The sequence below is a fragment of the Clostridium sp. K13 genome, from assembly GCF_019734195.1.
In the GTDB taxonomy this organism is placed as follows: Bacteria; Bacillota; Clostridia; order Clostridiales; family Clostridiaceae; genus Clostridium.
The window spans coordinates 21,604-39,970 of record NZ_JAASHM010000013.1; the positions used below are offsets into that span (position 1 = coordinate 21,604).

The following is an 18,367-nucleotide window of genomic DNA, read 5'->3' on the forward strand; positions in this document are numbered from 1 at the left end:
GCTAACTTTCCCATTTTTTTAATCTTCATTATCTTACCTCAACTTACTTATAATAATATAATTTAGTATAATTATACATTAATACAGCAAATTAGTAAATTACTTAAATTGATTTAAATCAACATTATATTCGTAACCAGCCTTAGCCAATTTTTCTTCAATCACGCTTCTACTAATATCCATATCATCACAATAATTATCTAAACTAGAATAAAAATCTCTTAGCTTCATATTGATCATACTTACTAATATATTAGGATCCATTTTTAATAACGCTTCTTTATCCATAATTTCCTCCATTTGTATATATTTTTATATTAATTGTATCATATAAAACACATTTTCTCATAATTATATTTTTTCTGATAGATATCAGAATTCAGTTTATATAAAATTAAGCTAAAGTCCATAATCATATGTACTTTAGCTTAATGATAGTATTTATATAATTTTTACAGAAACACAAACTATTTATTCTTACCAACTTTATTTACTTCAGGCACTCTTGCTGCCGCTGGCTTTTTAGGACCTTCAAAATGATCATTTTCCCATGTTGCTCTTTGACCTTTTTTTGCCATAATATCACCTCCACTAAGTAATTACATACTTAGTATTAGCAAGATAGCTTGTTTTATTCTCTTAAAATATCTTATAAATAAATTCTATTATTTATTTTTTGGTGTCTCTGGATCTAAGAATGAATATTTTTCTCCATCTTTTTCCCAACCTAAAATTGAATTCATATTAACATTTGCCGCAGCCTTAAATATTGATTTATCAACATCATTAAAGTTTTTCTTTAATTCTGCAATTAAATCTTTAATCTCATGTCTCTTATTACCTATCTTTTCTGCAGCTACCATACATGCACAATTTAATGGCCAAAGTCCAGTATATTTAATAAATCTCTTAATAGCTTCTTCTTCAACATAATAAAGTGGTCTAATTAACTCTATTCCTTCAAAGTTATCAGCTTTTAATTTAGGTAACATTGTTTTAAAGTTTCCTGCATAAAGAACATTTAACATTGTAGTTTCTATTACATCATTATAGTGATGTCCAAGAGCTAATTTATTACATCCAAGCTCTCTTGCTTTATTATATAATGAACCTCTTCTCATCCTTGCACAAAGATAACAAGGATAATCCTTAGCTTTTTCATCAATTATCTCAAATATTTTTGACTCATATATATGTACTGGAATATTTAAATGTTCACAATTTTCAATAAGTAATTCTTTAATTTGCGGATGGTATCCTGGATCCATTGCTATAAATTCAACTTCAAAATTTACTTGACCATGCTTTTTTAACTCTTGAAATAACTTAGCCATAAGTAAAGAATCTTTACCACCTGATATTGCAACAGCTATTCTATCGCCTTCTTCAATAAGTTCATAATCTTTAACAGCTTTTATAAACTTAGACCAAATTGGTTTTCTATATCTTTTAACTATACTTCTTTCTATTTCCTCAAGAGTTTTTTTAGCTTCTTCTGGAACTATTCTTTCACATCCATGTCCTGCTATACTACTCATAATTATCACCTCATATTTTTAATAACAAAATCAATTTTACTTAAATTATAAAATAAAAGCAACTATTTGATAATTTTCACTTAATATATATATATAGTAGGCAAATTAATATTTACTTTTAACCTGCCTACTATAAAAATTATAATTTTACTAAATCGCTATTATCTATATACAATTTCCATCAACTCTGGAATATGATCAAATTCTATTTTAGAGTTTTTGTAAGTGAACTCTAGTCCATCTATCCATTCACCACTATAATTACTTTGTAATAATGTTTTTATCAAAGTATATTCTGTTATACTACCTCCAGTAGATCCAGCAAAATAATTATTAACCCAGTTTACTCCAGTATATTTATCAAAAGTAATATCTTTAGCATTTTCACCTATTTCGTCAAGATTAAATAATGCTATTTTCTTTCCATTAACATCATTAACTTTAACAAGATTAATAGGCAAATTGTTAAATGCTTTTTCACTTAAATTACTTGCTAAAGCTTTTAACTTTTCCTCTAATGATAAATCTTCATTTATATCAACTTTTCCTATTGTTACTTCTTCTTCTGTATTTGCATCTTTTGAATATAAAAGCATTTCTATTGACTTTATATCAGATTCTTTTTCAGTTTCTTCTTCTATGTTATCATCTACACTACCTACTTGTTCTAAATTACCATTTTCTATATCATCATTTTCTGTACTATTACTTGAATCTTCTTTATTTAAATTACCTACCACTATATTTGAATTTTCTTTTCCATTAGTAGTATCTTGTGTACAACCTACTGTTCCCAATATAGCACATGATAGTACTATGCTAATTATTATTTTTCTTAATCTTAAGCTTCTCATAAACTCCTCCTTAATATTTATAGCTAATAAGCTAATTTATTTAAAATTAAATCCTATATCGCTTGCAACATGTGAATCTGAACCATAAACCATTTTCACATTATTTGTTATAGCCATTTCATAAAATTCCCCACTAGGATATATTTCGCCGCAAAATATTTTTCTTAACCCAGCTGTATTATAATCAATTTCATAATTTCTTTTATTTAGTTCATCCATAATTTTTTTTAAAAGTTCTACATTAGAATAATCTGTTGGATACTTTTTATTAAATATTCTAATTAAAGTTGGATGTCCTATCCTTTTAGGCTTAAATTTACCTAAATTGCACTTTATTGATTTCAATAATGTATTATAATACAAATTATATATTTTTTCTATACTACCTATCTCTTTTAGTAATACTTCAAATGATTCAATACAATCAAAACAATAATATCTTCCATTATAGATTCCAATATGTGTTGATAAAATGGAATCCTCTAATATATCCCCATATTTATTAAGCATTTTTTCAGTAAATTCCTCATATCCCTCTAAATAATCTACTTCTAATCCAACATTAATTTTAATCTTATCCTTATACTTTTCCTTATAATATCTTACTTCGTTAATATACTTATCCATATTTTCAATACTTGGTGAAACACTATCTAAAAAATTACTTTCCATGCCTTCTATTACTATATCTTCTGGCATTGTCATATGTTCAGTAAAGGTTATTTCATAAATTCCTTTGTTAATTGCATTTTCTAAATACATTTCAAAGCTATCATTGCTTCCATGTGGACAATAATGACTATGAACATGTCCGTCTCTTCTCTTATTCACACTACCCTCTCCCCAGATTAATTTATTTACTCATAAGCAGTTTATTAAATGTGCCTAAAGTTAATATTTCTATATTTAAACTTTTTGCTTTTTCTAGTAATTCATTAAATTCTGAACTAGGTTGATAAACTAATATATCACTTTCATCTATATTGCTTACTATATTTCCACCATTTAACTTAATCCCTCTAATTATTCTTTCTCGTATACTCTCATTAACTACAAGTAATAAAATATTTTTTCTTAAAATATTTATTGTTTCTTTTTCATCATTTCCTATATCTATATTTAAAGTATCATCTATTTCTATTTCATTTTTTATAATCTTTCCTTGTAATATGTCTTTGAAATCTGAAATAGTAATTATTTCACACCCTAAAATCTTAGCCTTTCTTAACTTACTTCCTGGCTTTTCTCCAACTATTAAAATATCACATTTCTTCGTTACTACAGAGTCTACATTAGCCCCTGCTTGTCTTGCCAATCTCATTAGTTCTCCCCTAACTAAAAATCCTCTTCCTGTAAATACTATATTTTTTCCACCTAATATTTCTTTTGCTAATTGAAAATTAAAATTTTTGTAGTCTATTCTTTCTTGCATTTATATATCATCCCTAACTAAAAATATAAAAATAAGCTCTTTTTATCATTTGTTATTTTTTTATTTCATTAAATTATGAAAAACATTTAATTTCTATTATATCACTTATTAATTATAAAAAATACTAACATATTTAATATAAATCAACCGTATATATATTATGAAATTGTTTAAAAGCTATATTTCTATTATTAGGAGGATATTGTTAATGCATGAAAATCTTATAAATGACATTAATTACTTAATAACTTTCTTTGAAAAATATACAAATAATAATATCAAAGCTGTATTAGGCTTTGATGGCTTTGTGGATCAAATCCTTCACGTAGTAAAAACTAGAACTGATGCAAATAATTATATTAGAATGAATACTCTCAAAGAATTTGGAGAATTTATTTGTAATGCTGCTGGTCTAAGTGCTAATGTTGAATTTATTCCTATTAAAAATAAACTTGGTGGTAATGGCCCTATTATGAGTAATGCACTCTCTACTTATAATCTAAATGTAACTTATATAGGTGCTGTTGGTGAAAATTCTATTAATCCTGTTTTTAATGAAATGAGTGAAAAATCTACAGTATTAAATATATCTAATCCTGGTCTTACAGATGCTGTTGAATTCTTAGATGGAAAGCTTATGATTGGAAAGCGTGAATGTTTAAAAGATATAAATTGGATTAGAATTAAAGAAAAGATTGGATTAGAAAGTCTTACTTCAATTTTTGATGAAGCTAATTTAGTAGGATTAGAAAATTGGACAATGATTCCTTATATGAGTGAAATATGGGATGGATTAATTAATGAAGTTTTACCTAATCTAAAATCTAAAACAAATAAATATATTTTCTTTGATTTAGCTGATCCGGAAAATAGATTAAAAGAAGATATAATAGAAGCTCTTTCTACTATTAAAAAATTCTCTAGTAAATTTAAGGTTATTCTAGGTTTAAATGAAAAAGAAGCTTATGAAATAGGTACTGTTTTAAACATTTGTAAACATAACCAAAAATTATCCTTAGATATATTAATAAAATCTATTGCTGAAAAAATAGGAATATATTGCTTAGTCGTACATCCAGTTAAAGAAGCTTATGCCCTTTGTAACAATACACTTTATCATACCTTAGGTCCTTATGAACCAAATCCAAAATTAACTACTGGCGCTGGTGATAACTTCAATGCAGGATTTTGCTTTGGACAAGTTCTTGGTCTATCTGCCCAACTATCACTAGTTCTAGGTACAGCAACCTCTGGTTACTATGTTAGAAATGCCCAAAGCCCAAATGTTGAAAATTTAGTTTCATTCTTAAAAGCATGGAAAAAATCAATTTCATAATATATAAATAACAAAAGAGCTAGGTTGAAATTTTCAATCTAGCTCTTTTGTTATTTAACTAAGAAATCATAAAATAATTTTCTTTCAATTCTTATGTCTTGTTCAAACTTAAAGAAATCATCTTTATCATACTTTTCTTTTACAAGTTTTAACAGTTTAGAATTTTCACCATAATACTCTTCTTCGTAGTTTTCAATTTCTGCACATGGAAAATTAACAAATGACCCATTTGTTATTGATTTTATATATTTTAATTTTTCTAAAAACCAACTAATATTAGCTCTTACAAATTTTGCTTCTTCCCATACTGATTGAAAACCTAATATGAAATTAGCATCCCTATGATAAAATGCTGTACTATCTTTCTTAACGTCTTTTATAACTCCTCCTAATCCATAGAAAGTAATAGCAGTATAAGTAGCTCCCTCTGCTCTTTCTTCTATTAGATTTAAAAGTTCTATAATTTCTTCTCTATTATAATCTCTATATACAAAATTTCCTGAACTCTTATATTTTTCATACTCTGGATGACTATCTTGTATTATTCTATTTGCTTCAAGAACAGTCATATACTCTAAACTATAAATTCCTGAACTAACAATATCCTTTATAGGCTTTAATAGTTCACTAGCAAGCTTTTTATCTCCATATACTAATCCAACTATTTTTACTCCTCTACCTTTTTCACTAGAATTATAAATAGCTAGTTTAAAATTTGCCCTTTTATCTAATACTTTATATTTTTCTTGCCATGCTTCAATTAATTCAATATTTTCCTCAAAATCTATATTTGTAAAATCAATATTAACTAATGTTGCCATTTCTATTTTAGGTGGTAAATTAAATGTCATAGATGTTATTACTCCAAAATTTCCTCCACCACATCCTCTTAAAGCCCAAAATAAATCTTCATTTACTTCTTTGTTACACACTATCAAATTTCCATTACTATCAATTAATTCAACTTCTACTAATCTGTCACAGCCTAAACCTAAAAGTCTTGAAGAATATCCCCAGCCTCCACCTAATGTAAATGCTGCTACACCAACTGTTGGACAACCTCCTCCGGGAAATGGATACCCCCTTTTCCCTGTAGCTTCATAAAGTTCTCTATTACGAACACCACCTTGAACTCTTACTGTTTCATTCTTTTCATCTATGTAAATTTTATTCATTTTACTAATATCAATAACTACTATGTCATTTCCAGTAGAATATCCCTCATAATGATGACGTCCACTTCTTATTCTTATTGAAAGTGAATTAGCCTTAGCAAAAATTATTGCATTTCTAATATCATCTTCTGTTGTACAATATACAATTACTAACGGATATTTTTCTATAGCCCTATTCCAGGCTTTTCTTTCTTCCTCATATTCAAAATCTTCTTTAGTAATTACGTCTCCAGTTAGACCTTTGTAATCAAAGTTAATCATCTTTTCACCTCACTAATGTTTATCCCAAATATATAAGTATTTATATAATCTTATAAGTTATTTCAACTTTTATTCATACCTTTGATAATATCATAACTTAAAGGCTATTTTCTATAAAATTTTTAACTTTTTTCTTACCCGTTGATTTTCCTGCACCTCCACACCCTATAACAATCATCCTCTTCATAAATCTTACACCCCCATTATAAATTCTAACATAAAAATAAGCAGAGTAATTATACTCTGCTAAAAAACAATGCTTTATAAACTTAATTATTCAGCATATTTTTTTAATATTTCAATTATTATATTAGTTGCAATTTCCATTCCTTCTACAGTAATATGTTCATATTCTCCATGGAATGCATATCCACCTGTTCCTAAGTTAGGACAAGGTAATCCCATATAACTTAAAGTAGCTCCATCAGTACCACCTCTAATTGGTTCAATTACAGGAGTAACATTTAAGCTCTTCATTGCAGCTATTGCATTATCAATTAAATGGATACAAGGTTTAACATGCTCAGCCATATTCTTATATTGATCAGTAATTGTTAACTTAACTGTACCTTCACCATATTTTTCATTTAATAACTTTTCAACTAATTGTAATGTAGCTTTTTTAGACTCAAGCTTACATGCATCATGATCTCTTAATATATATCCTAATATTGCATGATCAGTATTTCCTCTAAAACTTTCTAAGTAATAGAAACCTTCATACCCTTCTGTATGTTCTGGTTTTTCACCTTGTGGTAACATTCTATCAAATTCAATACCTACATTTGTTGCATTAATCATTGTATTTTTTGCAGAACCTGGATGAACTGAAACACCATGAATTTCAACTGTTGCTGCTGAGGCATTAAAGTTTTCATAAGATATTTCTCCTTCTACCCCACCATCCATTGTATATGCAAATTGTGCACCAAAGTTTTTAACATCAAATTTACTAGCACCTCTTCCAATTTCCTCATCTGGAGTAAATCCAATGCAAATTTTCCCATGTGGTATATTTTCTTTTATTATTCTTTCTGAAGCTTCCATTATTTCAGCAATACCAGCCTTGTCATCAGCTCCTAAAAGAGTAGTTCCATCTGTTGTAATTAAAGTTCTTCCCTTTAAATTCTTTAAATGTGGAAACTTTTCTACTGAAAGAACTGTTCCATTTAATAATGTTAAATCTTCTCCATTATAGTTTTCAACTAATTGAGGATTTACATTTTCTCCTGGTGCTGCAGGTGCAGTATCCATATGAGCTATAAACCCAATACTAGGCTTATCTTCATATCCTTTAGTTGCAGGAATAACTCCATAAACATAACAATTTTCATCTAATCTAACATCTTGAATTCCTATTTCCTTCATTTCTTCAACTAGTATATTAGCTAAATCAAATTGTCTTTTAGTTGATGGTGTAGTTTCTGATTCTGGATCAGATGTTGTATATACTTTAGCGTATTTTATTAATCTTTCATATGCTTTCATTTTTTATCTCCTTATATATAAACCTTTTTATTATTTACAAAGTTCAATTATTGCTTGAGTAAATATTTTTGCACTAAGTATAAGTTCATCTACAACTGCAAATTCATTATTACCATGCATATTATTATCAGTTCCTGGCATTGTACAACCAAATGCAACACCATTTTTTAAATGATGTACATAAGTTCCTCCACCAATAGCAATACACTCACCCTTTTTGCCACTATACATTTCATAACATTTTAATAAAGTTTGAACAAAATCAGAATTTTCATCAACATGATGGCCTTCAAATACATTACATGGTTCCAATTCTATTCCCACCTCTTGTAAATTTTTAGAAATAACATCTCTTAGATTTTCATCATTTGCACAAAGTGGAGCTCTACAGTCAAATGTTCCTTTTAATCCTGTAGTGCTATACTCAAAAATAGTAAATGATAATGTTAATTCTCCTGAAACCTTATCACTCATTTTAACTCCAATAGCATTTCCCTTGTAATCACCATGTGTTAATAGCCTATTTATAGAACATATTCTTTTAAATCCTTCTGATTCTGAAAAATTCATAGTTGCTAATAAATCTAATATAGCAGTTAATGCATTATTAGCACTTTCAGGATAAGCTGCATGACCGCCTACTCCTTTTGCATATATTACACATTTATTATTTTCTTCATTAACAGTAAATTTTACTCCTGTTCTATTTGTAGCTTTCTCAAAGTATTTTTCTATATCTTCCTTACTTAAACCTTCTACAACTGCATTTGCCTTATCAGGAATAACATTAACCTTAACACCAGAGTTTATAGATAAAATTCTTGGAAGGGTCTTATCTTCATCAAATACTGCTGTAAAATTACCCTTTAATCCACCCTTTTCAACATTTATTACTGGAAAATCTGCATCTGGTGAAAAAGTCATTGGCGCTTCTTTTTCTATATTATAATAGTATTCAATATCAGAACTTCCACATTCTTCGTCAGTTCCTAATATTAATCTTACATTTTTACTTAATGGTATATTTAAATCTTTTACTGCTTTTAATGCATATAAAGCAACTATAGCTGGGCCTTTATCATCTGCAGCACCTCTTCCATATAATTTACCATCTTTAATTATTGGATTATATGGTTCAGTTATAGTCCATTCATTACTAGCTGGAACTACATCTAAATGTGCTAATATATCTAAGGCCTTTTCTTTATTATTAAAATCAACTGTTCCTACATAATTATCATAATTTTTAGTTTCAAACCCCATATTTTTAGCAATACTTAAAGCTTCTTCTAAAGCCCTAACTACACCTTCTCCAAATGGCATTCCTTCTTTTGCTTCTTGTCTATCACTTTTAATCCTTATTACCTTACATATATCCTTTAACATAGAATCTTTATTTTTATTAAAATATTCATCAATTAATGTTTTATACATTTCAAAACACCTACCTTCTCATAAAGTTATATTAGATAATATTATATCCTATTTTGTCCAATTTATAAACTAGTAAGGATTATAATAAAAAGTATAGCGATAATAAAAATTAACACTATACTTTCAAAATTCCAATTATAATATTACCTTAATATATTTATAAACAAAGTAATTACTGCAGAGTTAACAAAGTCTACAAAAAGTGCTCCTACAATAGGTACTACAAAGTATGGCGTTGGTGCAAATCCAAACTTCGTTGAAAGTGCATCCATATTTGCAACAGCATTAGGAGTTGCTCCCATACCAAACCCACAACTTGCAGATGCAAAAACTGATGCATCATAATCTCTTCCCATAACTTTAAATGTAATAAAGTAAGCAAATATAGACATAAGTAGTGATTGAGCAATTAACATAACTACTAATGGAAATGCTAAATCAAATAACTCCCATAACCTTAATCCCATTAAAGCTATACATAAGAAATAACCTAAACTAATATTTCCTATTACCTCTATTTCTTTCTCTTCAATCTCTTGCTTTCTTATATCACAAACATTTCTTATAATAGCGGCAGCAATCATTGCTCCTATATATGATGGAAATGTTAGTCCTGTATCTTGAATAAAGTTAGATATAATTGATCCTACTCCCATAGCAAGGAAAAGATACGCTGAACCTTTCATAAGCTTATGATGACAAAGTATTGCTTGATTATCTTCGTGGAAATCACTTAATGGAATAGAGTGATCCTCCGATTGTTTAGGTGTTTTAAGTTTATAGTTTTCTATTAAACTCTTTGCAACGAATCCCCCTATAAAACTTCCCATTACTAAACCAAATGTAGCTGATGCAAAAGAAACTGTAGTAGCTCCACTTACGCCCATTTCTTCTAAAAGAGGTCCAAAAGAACCGGCTGTTCCATGTCCACCAATCATAGAAATAGACCCAGTACACAATCCTAATAAAGGATTTAAATCAAATATTTTTGCTAAAGAAGCCCCAACCACATCTTGTGAAATAACTAAAAGAATAGCTATTCCTAAAAACATCGCTACTTTTATTCCACCATTTTTTAATATCTTAAAGCTTGCTGTAAAACCTACACTAGCAAAAAATGTAGTCATAAATAAATTCTGTAGTGTTGTATCTAATGTTACGCTTGCTATATTAGTTAGCTTTAAAACTAACATAACTATTGCAAATAAAAGTCCACCAACTACTGGTGCTGGTATACAATATTTAGATAGGAATTTTACCTTTTTTCTAAGATACGTTCCTAAATAAAATACAATAGTTACTAAAGCCATTGTTTGAAAAATATCCAAATTCAACTCCATCTTATGCTTCTCCTTCTTGTTTATTTTTCCTTAGATTACTATATACTTATACTTTTGTATTTCTTCATTTTATACCTTTTTGTCTTTTTTTGCAAACCATGGTATTTTTGCCATTGATAAATCTCATATAATATCTCATAATAAATATAAAAATTTAATTGATAAGGAGATAAAATTTATGACATTAAAGAGAAAGTCTGATATTACATTAGTATGCCCTGTATGCGGAGAAGAAATGATTGAATTTGAATATGGCTATGATAATAATGTTCATGGTAAGGTTTATTTTAAATGTGAACATTGTGGTCATAAAGAAAGTAAAATTCTATAAATCATCATTTTTTTATCACATTGTTTAAAATTCTACATAAAGTATTATCATAGAGAATTTTACGAAGGGATATACTATTATGTACTATAAAAGAATCGATGACTGTATCGACTGCAATGATTGTGTAAACAATCCATCTAAATTATCATGTAACATTGCTTGTTCTGATACCAAAAAAAACTGTTATGAATCTTATAAGGTTTTTGATCCTCAAACCTACGCTAAAGCATGTATTGCTCTAGAACCATATCAAAATTTATTTAATATAAATTCTGCATTTGAGGCTGGAACAATATTTAAGGATTTATATAGTCCTTATTGTGCTGTTAAGTATTCTGAGGAGGCAAAGTAATGAATCAACGAGAGCATTTAAATTCAATTAGAAAATTACAATTTTTCGCTTTAGATTTAAATTTATATTTAGACAATTTTCCTACCTGCAAAGATGCTATAGATGACTACAAATTAATTTCTTCAAAATTAAGAAAATTAATTTGGGACTATGAGCAAGAATATGGACCATTGACTAACTTTGGTTCAGCTTATATCCAAAATCCTGATGCTTGGATTAATACTCCTTGGCCTTGGGAAAAAGAAAGTAACAGGGAGGATTAATTTATGTGGTATTATGTTAAAACTTTAGAATATCCTATTAATTTAAAATCTTGCGATTTAAATATGGCAAAACTTATAATAACTCAATATGGAGGACCAGATGGTGAATTAGGTGCTGCACTTAGATATTTAAATCAAAGATATACAATGCCAACAAATAAATCAAAAGGATTATTAACTGATATAGGTACAGAAGAAATGGGGCATGTTGAAATGCTAGGAACAATGGTTTATCAATTAATGGAAAACGCTTCTATAGAGCAAATTAAAGCAGCTGGATTAGCAGGTCATTATGCTGATCACGGAAAAGCTTTATTCTATACAGATGCAACTGGTAACCCATGGACTGCAACTTATATCCAAGCAAAAGGTGATGTTATTGCTGATATACACGAAGATATGGCCGCTGAGCAAAAGGCTAGGGCTACTTATGAATGGTTGATGAACTTAACAGATGACGCAGAAATTAAAAAGATTTTAGGTTTCTTAAGAGAAAGAGAAGTTGTTCACTATCAAAGATTTGGTGAAGCTTTAATGGATATCCAAGACAACGTAAAACCTAGTAAATTTAATTGCAAATAAAAATACGATTCTTTAAAAATGAAATCCACAATTTATACTTTTAGTATATTGTGGATTTTTTTATTATAACTTCTTGTAATTTCATTTTCATAAAATATATGTTATTATTTGTTTATGTTTATATTTATTTACATTTTGTTCATAAATATATAATTAAAAAGTCATATTTTTATAAAATTGGGAGGAACTTACGAAACTTAAACTTAAAAATATTAGTAAAAGCTTTGACAACAAAATAATATTAGATGATATTGATTTTATTTTTGAAAAAGGTAAAATCTATGGTTTACTTGGAAGAAATGGAGCTGGAAAGACAACTTTATTTAATTGTATAAGTGAAGAATTATCTTTAGATACAGGAAATATATCACTTATTAATGATAATAACTTAGAAGAAAGTTTAGACTCATCTAATATAGGGTATGTATATTCTGATCCTATACTTCCTGATTTCCTAACTGGTTATGAATTTATTAAATTTTACATAGATATTCATAAAAATAAAATTAAAGATTTACTTACAATTGAAGAATATTTAGACTTTATAAAAATTGATGAAAATGATAGACATAAATTAATTAAATCCTACTCATTCGGTATGAAAAATAAAATTCAAATGCTATGCTTTCTAATAACTAAACCCGATGTAATTTTATTGGACGAGCCTCTAACATCATTTGATGTAGTAGTTGCTTTAGAAATTAAAAATTTACTTAAAGAAATAAAAAAAGATCACATATTAGTCTTTTCAACTCATATCCTTCAATTAGCCACTGACCTTTGTGATGAGCTTGTTATATTAAAGAATGGTAAACTTACTTTAATAGATAATTCCGTATTAAAAAGCAGTAATTTTGAAGAAAGAATTATAGAGACTTTAAAGGAGGAAGAACATGTTTAAAACAATCTTAAAGACACATGAAATTTCATTTACTCAAAAAGTAAACATGTGGATTTATTACATAAAAAAAATTCCTCTTATAGGCAAAACAATACCTGAAAGTATTTATAATACAACTTCATCTAAAATTATTGTTAGCAATATATTAAGAATATTTATGTTTTTATTTGGATTTATTAAAAAATATATTTACATGTTTTTAATTATAGTAATTCCAAGCATGATTATTAGTGATTTAACCTCTATAGATGGAAGTAATATTAAATTTCATATTTTCTTCTTTTTAAGCTTTATTATGGGTCCTCTTATGGACAATAAGTTTTGGTCAAATATTTCTACTGACTTTTATATGATTAATTTAATGAGAATTAATTCTAAAGACTACTATTTGAGCAATATAATATTTTCATATATTGAGTTCTTAATTTATTTTACATTCCCCATGATGCTTTTAGGGTGTTCACTACCTGAAGCTTTCATAATTACACTAGAATTTATAGCCTTTAGAAGTATAGGCCAATGTATGCACTTACTCTTTAGTAATTATAGTGGATTTCAATTAACTACAAAATGGTACTTTACAGTTCCAATAATGCTAATTCCATTTTTAATTGCATATGGATCGCCATTCATTGGTTTTGTTTTTTATTCAAAAAGATTATTACTTAATATTGCTTTTATAATAATTATTTTACTACTTTCAATAATTTCTTTTTATTATTTAATAAGCTATAAAAAATATACTTTATTGGCTAAAAAAATGCTTTCTAGAAATGAAATTGATAAAATTAATGCTATATCTTCAGAAGCTAATTTTATCACTGTTCAATTAGATGATAAGAAGTTTAAAAATACTAATTTAAAAATAGATAAATATAAAGATAAACAAGGTTTAAGTTATTTAAACTATAAATTCATAGAAAGACATAAACAAGTAATAATTAATCCTATTAAAATTAGGGTAATTATACTTTTAGCACTTTTTATTTTAGCATTTGCCTTTACAATAACATTTCCTACATTTCATAAAGATATTGTTAATTTAATTATGGCATCTAGCGGTATTCTTGTATTTATTATATATACTACTTCTATTGGCGAAAAAATAACTAAAGCATTTTTCTTTAATTGCGATAATAGCTTACTTAGATATAAATTTTATAAAGAATCTAAAATATTAATATCAAACTTTAAATCTAGATTGAAAATATCAGTGTTATTAAACTTGATTCCTGCCCTAGTTTTGGCTTTTGGCTTGTTAATAACTCTTAAATTAGCTAACGGTGATATAATTAGATTTATTCCAATATTTATTAGTATTTTAACTTTATCATGCTTTTTTTCTGTTCATTATTTATTTTTATATTATATTACTCAGCCATATACTTCACAGTTAACTATTAAAAGCCCAATTTATCAAATAGCTTCCTTTGTAGTTTATATAGCTGCATATACTTGCCTTCAAGTTAAGACAGCTTCTATTTGGTTTACCATTGCTATAATATTAATAACTATACTTTATGTCTTAATAGCATTAATACTAGTTTATAAGCTTGCGCCTAAAAATTTCAAACTTAAATAGCAAAAATAAGGAGTTAGTAGTTAAAACTACTAACTCCTTATTCAAACCTATACCATTACTAAATACTCAAAATATTTTTTATAGCGTGTACAACTCCACTTTCATCATTACTTTTAGTAATAAATCTTGCAGCCTTTTTTAAATCATCATGAGCATTTTCCATAGCATAACTATGATATGCACTATCCATCATTTCTAAATCATTTAAGTAATCACCAAATACCATTGTTTCTTCAAATTTTATATTTAACTTATCTTGAACCTCTTTAATAGCAAGTCCTTTATTTATCCCTTTTGCAGTCATATCAAGCCAAATTTCACCCGACACACAAATTTGAGCTTTATCTCTGTAATCATCAAAGTACTTATTACTATTATTTTCTGATCCACTAAAATCACAAATTGTTACCTTTAAAATATCATCCTCAATAGTAGTTAAATCAGATACTATTTCATATCTAGCATAGTACTTTTCAGTTTGTTCTACTAACCTTTTATCTCTACTTTCAATATAAGCAGCATTTTTACCACAAAGTATTACATATGCATTATCTATAGTTCTTCCTACCTTAATTAATTCTCTTGCAATGTTTATATCTAAGGAATTTACTATAAGCTCTTCCCCCTTATAAACAACAAAAGTTCCATTTTCAGCTATAAACATCATATTATCGTCTATGCCTTTAAACCTCTCTAAAAGATTATAGTATTGTCTTCCACTTGCTGCTGCAAATATTATTTCTTTTTCTTTTATTTCATTAAAAACATCATAAAATCCCTCTTGTATTTCGTTATTTGAATTTAACAATGTTCCATCCATATCTGTTGCTATTAATTTTATCATAATTTATTTCTCCTTTATTTAACTTAATATATTACTTCAACTTCAAAATTTAGTAATGCTTTTTTCACATCATTTTCTGGCTCTTTTTCTACTACTATATAATCTATATCTTCTAATGTTGCAAATTTGTAAGGCCCATCTTTATATAACTTTTCATAATTTGCAACTATATATCTCTTCTTACTTGATTTTAACACTTCACTTTTTACTGATGCTTCATCATAATTAAAATTACTAATAAAATTTTCTTCTACATTAATTCCACCTGCTCCAACAAATGCTTTAGTAATTTTAAATTTCTTTATTTGTTCTACTGCTTCACTTCCAACAGTTCCACCTAGTTTTTTATTATAATGTCCACCTATTAGAATTACATCAATATTAGGCGTTCTATCAAACTCCATTGCAATTCTATTCATGTTTGTTATCACTGTTAAATTTTTCTTTGTATAATTAAGCATATTAGCAATAGTATGATTTGTAGTTGATATATCTAAAAATATAACATCATTTTCTTCAATAATATCTAAAACTAACTCTCCTAATCTTGACTTAGATTCTAAATCAACAAAAACTCTAGAAGTTGTTTTTTCATCATATGATGATTCTCTCTCTAGTATTGCGCCTCCATAAGTTCTCTTTATTTTCCCCTCTTTTTCAAGTCTTTGAAGATCCTTACGTATCATACTTTCAGAAACATTAAATTTTTCACTTAAATCTTTTACTAATACCTTTTTTTCATCTTTCATAATTTCTAATATTTCATCTAATCTTTCTTCCATAAACATAAATTAATTTCCTCTCCTCTTATAATTCTATTACCGATTTATATCATTTATTATCATTTGTTATCATTTATATAATACACCTTTTATTTTAATTTTTCAATAGTGTTATGTATTATTAATTATTCTCTATATATTTTTCCCATATTATATTTACTTTTCCATAATATGATAATATACTTATACCTAGATATACGATGTATCGAATTACAATATATGGTGGTGAATTTATGAAAATTAACAAAGAACTATTAAAAGGTAGTACAACTGTACTAATATTAAGTATTCTTAACCGAAAAGATATGTACGGATACGAAATGATTAAAGAAATAGACCTTCGTTCTAAAGGTATATTTTCATTTAAGGAAGGTACACTTTACCCAATACTTCATACTTTAGAAAATGCAAATTATATTGAAGCTTACTGGGATGATTCTAATAGTGGTAGAAAAAGAAAGTATTATAAGATAACAGATAGCGGTAAAAAAATTCTTTTTGAAAAGGAATCTGAATGGAAGCTATTTAGCGAAACTGTAAATAATATTTTATGGGAGGCCAATTTATGTCTAAGATAGAAAATATTAAAGTTAATGAATATATAAATAATGTTTGTAAGTTGATAAAAAATAAAAAAGTTCATTCTGAAATTAAAGAAGAGTTATCAGGACATATTAATGATATTATTGAAGATTACTTAGAAATAGGTATGTCCTTAGATACTGCAACAACTAAAGCCTTAAATCAAATGGGTAATGTAGAAACTATTGGGCATGACTTAAATAAAGCACATAAAGCTAATTCTGATTGGTTACTTTTAATAATGACATCTTGTTTAATATTCTTTGGATTTTTAACTACAGCTTTTATTCAAATAAATACTCTTACTGATGGCTATTATATAAATCCTACAAGCAAATTATTGGTAATTTTAGCTTTTTCAATTTTCCTATCATTATTAATATTAAAATTAGACTATAGGGATTTAAAGAAATACTCTTTTTCAATTTATATAAGTAGTATTTTTCTAATCCTATTAACACTAGCTTTTGCTGTAAATGTAAATGGTATTAAGCGTTGGATATTTATAGGGAGTTTTTCTATTGATACTTTAGCAGTTACCCCTATCTTGTTAATAATTTCTCTTGCAGGAATTTTTGATAATTATAATTGGACTAATAAAACTTCATTCTTTAAAGGTATTGCTTTAGTATTTATTCCAGTAATATTATTTTTCTCGCTCTCATCAATATCTACATTAATAATTTATTTAATTGCAGCATTTACAATTATGTATATATCAGGCTTTAAACTAAGAAATTTAATTACTATTTCTAGTGCACTAATTGCTATGTTATTAATATTTATCTTTGGTGCAGCTTATAGAGTAGAACGATTTTTTATATTCCTAAATCCTTCTCAAGATATAAATGGGGCTGGTTGGATTTATAATCAACTAAATACACTTAGAAATTCTGCCGGGCTATTTGGTAATGGAGCTAATTCTAATCTTTCTATTATACCTGCTGCTAATATGGAGTTTGCACTTACATCAATAATTCATTGCTTTGGGTGGATTGTTGGAATATTAGTTATCGCTTTAGTTTTATCCTTTATTATTAGAATTGGTATTATTTCAAGTAACACTAAAAATACTTACGGAAAACTATTAATAAGTGGACTTTTTATGTTATTTACTATTCAGTTTATATTAAATATTATAGCTAACTTTTCACTTTCTCCTATTTTGGGGATAAGTATGCCATTTATAAGTTATGGCGGAACTCAATTACTTATAAATGTATTAGCTATTTCTATAATTAATAATGTTTATAAATATAGAAACACCGCTTCTAAATTATCTAATTAAAA

The 18,367-nt window shown here is 27.1% G+C and carries 20 protein-coding genes; 9 read left to right on the plus strand and 11 right to left on the minus strand.

Features of this window, described 5'->3' with window-relative positions; genetic code table 11:
- Window positions 1-99: 99 nt before the first annotated feature.
- From HCG76_RS09180 to HCG76_RS09200, 5 genes are all read right to left on the minus strand, one after another.
- Entirely contained in the window at window positions 100-288 is a 189-nt protein-coding gene (locus tag HCG76_RS09180; protein ID WP_221700050.1) for a DUF4250 domain-containing protein, read from the minus strand.
- Between the two features lie 377 nt (window positions 289-665).
- Window positions 666-1,538 (minus strand): tRNA 2-thiocytidine biosynthesis TtcA family protein, encoded by an 873-nt coding sequence (locus HCG76_RS09185; RefSeq protein WP_221700051.1) that lies wholly within the window; start codon window positions 1,536-1,538, stop codon window positions 666-668.
- Window positions 1,539-1,699: 161 nt separating this feature from the next.
- Complete coding sequence (locus HCG76_RS09190; protein ID WP_221700052.1) at window positions 1,700-2,392, minus strand: hypothetical protein; 693 nt, start codon at window positions 2,390-2,392, stop codon at window positions 1,700-1,702.
- Window positions 2,393-2,428: 36 nt separating this feature from the next.
- On the minus strand, window positions 2,429-3,223 hold the full coding sequence (gene hisJ / locus HCG76_RS09195; RefSeq protein WP_221700053.1) for a histidinol-phosphatase HisJ: 795 nt from the start codon (window positions 3,221-3,223) through the stop codon (window positions 2,429-2,431).
- Window positions 3,224-3,245: 22 nt separating this feature from the next.
- Window positions 3,246-3,824, minus strand: coding sequence for a BRCT domain-containing protein (locus HCG76_RS09200; protein ID WP_221700054.1), 579 nt, complete (start codon window positions 3,822-3,824; stop codon window positions 3,246-3,248).
- 208 nt (window positions 3,825-4,032) lie between these two features.
- On the opposite strand from HCG76_RS09200, the gene HCG76_RS09205 reads away from it, so the two are divergent.
- A complete protein-coding gene (locus HCG76_RS09205; RefSeq protein WP_221700055.1) occupies window positions 4,033-5,160 on the plus strand; it encodes a hypothetical protein in 1,128 nt (375 codons plus the stop codon).
- Between the two features lie 50 nt (window positions 5,161-5,210).
- Here the strand turns inward: HCG76_RS09205 and HCG76_RS09210 are convergent, their stop codons facing one another.
- The 4 genes from HCG76_RS09210 to gltS all read right to left on the minus strand — a co-directional run bounded on the left by HCG76_RS09210 (window position 5,211) and on the right by gltS (window position 10,858).
- Complete coding sequence (locus HCG76_RS09210) at window positions 5,211-6,596, minus strand: FAD-binding oxidoreductase (RefSeq protein ID WP_221700056.1); 1,386 nt, start codon at window positions 6,594-6,596, stop codon at window positions 5,211-5,213.
- A gap of 273 nt (window positions 6,597-6,869) precedes the next feature.
- A complete protein-coding gene (pepT, locus tag HCG76_RS09215) occupies window positions 6,870-8,084 on the minus strand; it encodes a peptidase T (protein WP_221700057.1) in 1,215 nt (404 codons plus the stop codon).
- A 30-nt stretch (window positions 8,085-8,114) separates the two neighbouring features.
- Complete coding sequence (gene pepV, locus HCG76_RS09220; RefSeq protein WP_221700058.1) at window positions 8,115-9,518, minus strand: dipeptidase PepV; 1,404 nt, start codon at window positions 9,516-9,518, stop codon at window positions 8,115-8,117.
- Window positions 9,519-9,661: 143 nt separating this feature from the next.
- Window positions 9,662-10,858, minus strand: a complete 1,197-nt coding sequence (gene gltS / locus HCG76_RS09225; protein WP_221700059.1) for a sodium/glutamate symporter — start codon at window positions 10,856-10,858, stop codon at window positions 9,662-9,664.
- Between the two features lie 178 nt (window positions 10,859-11,036).
- On the opposite strand from gltS, the gene HCG76_RS09230 reads away from it, so the two are divergent.
- From HCG76_RS09230 to HCG76_RS09255, 6 genes are all read left to right on the plus strand, one after another.
- Window positions 11,037-11,189 (plus strand): hypothetical protein, encoded by a 153-nt coding sequence (locus tag HCG76_RS09230; protein ID WP_221700060.1) that lies wholly within the window; start codon window positions 11,037-11,039, stop codon window positions 11,187-11,189.
- A 79-nt stretch (window positions 11,190-11,268) separates the two neighbouring features.
- Complete coding sequence (locus HCG76_RS09235) at window positions 11,269-11,541, plus strand: spore coat associated protein CotJA (RefSeq protein WP_221700061.1); 273 nt, start codon at window positions 11,269-11,271, stop codon at window positions 11,539-11,541.
- Window positions 11,541-11,804: a spore coat protein CotJB gene (locus HCG76_RS09240; RefSeq protein ID WP_221700062.1), complete on the plus strand. Its 264-nt coding sequence runs from the start codon at window positions 11,541-11,543 to the stop codon at window positions 11,802-11,804. Before HCG76_RS09235 ends, HCG76_RS09240 begins: the two co-directional genes overlap by 1 nt.
- A 3-nt stretch (window positions 11,805-11,807) precedes the next feature.
- The gene (locus HCG76_RS09245; RefSeq protein WP_221700063.1) at window positions 11,808-12,386 is read left to right on the plus strand and encodes a manganese catalase family protein; all 579 of its coding nucleotides are present in this window, start codon (window positions 11,808-11,810) and stop codon (window positions 12,384-12,386) included.
- Between the two features lie 250 nt (window positions 12,387-12,636).
- On the plus strand, window positions 12,637-13,287 hold the full coding sequence (locus HCG76_RS09250) for an ABC transporter ATP-binding protein (protein ID WP_311776390.1): 651 nt from the start codon (window positions 12,637-12,639) through the stop codon (window positions 13,285-13,287).
- Window positions 13,280-14,869, plus strand: coding sequence for a hypothetical protein (locus tag HCG76_RS09255; protein WP_221700064.1), 1,590 nt, complete (start codon window positions 13,280-13,282; stop codon window positions 14,867-14,869). The genes HCG76_RS09250 and HCG76_RS09255 overlap by 8 nt, the downstream gene beginning before the upstream one ends.
- Before the next feature lie 58 nt (window positions 14,870-14,927).
- Here HCG76_RS09255 and HCG76_RS09260 read toward each other — a convergent pair whose 3' ends face one another.
- Entirely contained in the window at window positions 14,928-15,713 is a 786-nt protein-coding gene (locus tag HCG76_RS09260; RefSeq protein WP_221700065.1) for an HAD family hydrolase, read from the minus strand.
- Window positions 15,714-15,736: 23 nt separating this feature from the next.
- Window positions 15,737-16,501: a DeoR/GlpR family DNA-binding transcription regulator gene (locus HCG76_RS09265; RefSeq protein WP_221700066.1), complete on the minus strand. Its 765-nt coding sequence runs from the start codon at window positions 16,499-16,501 to the stop codon at window positions 15,737-15,739.
- 227 nt (window positions 16,502-16,728) lie between these two features.
- Between HCG76_RS09265 and HCG76_RS09270 the strand changes: the two genes are divergently transcribed.
- The gene (locus HCG76_RS09270; protein WP_221700067.1) at window positions 16,729-17,073 is read left to right on the plus strand and encodes a PadR family transcriptional regulator; all 345 of its coding nucleotides are present in this window, start codon (window positions 16,729-16,731) and stop codon (window positions 17,071-17,073) included.
- Window positions 17,061-18,365, plus strand: coding sequence for an FtsW/RodA/SpoVE family cell cycle protein (locus HCG76_RS09275; RefSeq protein WP_221700068.1), 1,305 nt, complete (start codon window positions 17,061-17,063; stop codon window positions 18,363-18,365). The genes HCG76_RS09270 and HCG76_RS09275 overlap by 13 nt, the downstream gene beginning before the upstream one ends.
- Window positions 18,366-18,367: the final 2 nt, after the last annotated feature.

Coding starts and splice junctions, on each gene's coding strand:
- HCG76_RS09265 (WP_221700066.1), bottom strand. CDS start 16,501: ATGTTTATGGAAGAAAGATTAGATGAAATATTAGAAATTATGAAAGAT.
- HCG76_RS09210 (WP_221700056.1), bottom strand. CDS start 6,596: ATGATTAACTTTGATTACAAAGGTCTAACTGGAGACGTAATTACTAAA.
- HCG76_RS09245 (WP_221700063.1), top strand. CDS start 11,808: ATGTGGTATTATGTTAAAACTTTAGAATATCCTATTAATTTAAAATCT.
- HCG76_RS09185 (WP_221700051.1), bottom strand. CDS start 1,538: ATGAGTAGTATAGCAGGACATGGATGTGAAAGAATAGTTCCAGAAGAA.
- HCG76_RS09200 (WP_221700054.1), bottom strand. CDS start 3,824: ATGCAAGAAAGAATAGACTACAAAAATTTTAATTTTCAATTAGCAAAA.
- HCG76_RS09230 (WP_221700060.1), top strand. CDS start 11,037: ATGACATTAAAGAGAAAGTCTGATATTACATTAGTATGCCCTGTATGC.
- HCG76_RS09255 (WP_221700064.1), top strand. CDS start 13,280: ATGTTTAAAACAATCTTAAAGACACATGAAATTTCATTTACTCAAAAA.
- HCG76_RS09270 (WP_221700067.1), top strand. CDS start 16,729: ATGAAAATTAACAAAGAACTATTAAAAGGTAGTACAACTGTACTAATA.
- HCG76_RS09205 (WP_221700055.1), top strand. CDS start 4,033: ATGCATGAAAATCTTATAAATGACATTAATTACTTAATAACTTTCTTT.
- HCG76_RS09190 (WP_221700052.1), bottom strand. CDS start 2,392: ATGAGAAGCTTAAGATTAAGAAAAATAATAATTAGCATAGTACTATCA.
- gltS (WP_221700059.1), bottom strand. CDS start 10,858: ATGGAGTTGAATTTGGATATTTTTCAAACAATGGCTTTAGTAACTATT.
- HCG76_RS09235 (WP_221700061.1), top strand. CDS start 11,269: ATGTACTATAAAAGAATCGATGACTGTATCGACTGCAATGATTGTGTA.
- pepV (WP_221700058.1), bottom strand. CDS start 9,518: ATGTATAAAACATTAATTGATGAATATTTTAATAAAAATAAAGATTCT.
- HCG76_RS09275 (WP_221700068.1), top strand. CDS start 17,061: ATGTCTAAGATAGAAAATATTAAAGTTAATGAATATATAAATAATGTT.
- pepT (WP_221700057.1), bottom strand. CDS start 8,084: ATGAAAGCATATGAAAGATTAATAAAATACGCTAAAGTATATACAACA.
- HCG76_RS09180 (WP_221700050.1), bottom strand. CDS start 288: ATGGATAAAGAAGCGTTATTAAAAATGGATCCTAATATATTAGTAAGT.
- HCG76_RS09240 (WP_221700062.1), top strand. CDS start 11,541: ATGAATCAACGAGAGCATTTAAATTCAATTAGAAAATTACAATTTTTC.
- HCG76_RS09260 (WP_221700065.1), bottom strand. CDS start 15,713: ATGATAAAATTAATAGCAACAGATATGGATGGAACATTGTTAAATTCA.